At 26.2% G+C, this 328-nt stretch carries 1 pseudogene; it reads right to left on the bottom strand.

Going from position 1 to position 328, the window contains the following annotated elements:
* Positions 1–277 (bottom strand): annotated as a pseudogene (locus ELQ12_RS10000) (hypothetical protein); the annotation flags it as partial.
* Positions 278–328: the final 51 nt, after the last annotated feature.

Here is a 328-nt window from a genome sequence, read left to right as displayed (position 1 = left end):
CTACATCCAAATATTGCACACAATCTTTGATTAAATCTTGCATTAAATTTATAAATTTAGGAGAGACTATACGCCAATTATATACATTAGATATTAAATCGGTCAGTATTTTACCATCATCTTTATCGATTTCAAATGTAGGTGTTTGCCAATTTGTGATAGGTTTAGATTCTAAAAGTGCATATTTGTCATTATTTTTTATATCTGGTTTAACACAATTTATCCAATTATCAACATCATTATGTTGTCCATTATACATCATTTTATAATATCTCATTGTTTTCTCTCCTTATAGTATTCTTTATGAAGTATAGCAGGATTATTTTTG

Origin of the sequence: Campylobacter sp. US25a (genome assembly GCF_004379075.1) — a bacterium.
GTDB lineage: Bacteria > Campylobacterota > Campylobacteria > Campylobacterales > Campylobacteraceae > Campylobacter_D > Campylobacter_D jejuni.
The sequence above is the reverse complement of the archived record's forward strand: the minus strand, read 5'-3'. Positions and strand labels throughout refer to the sequence as shown.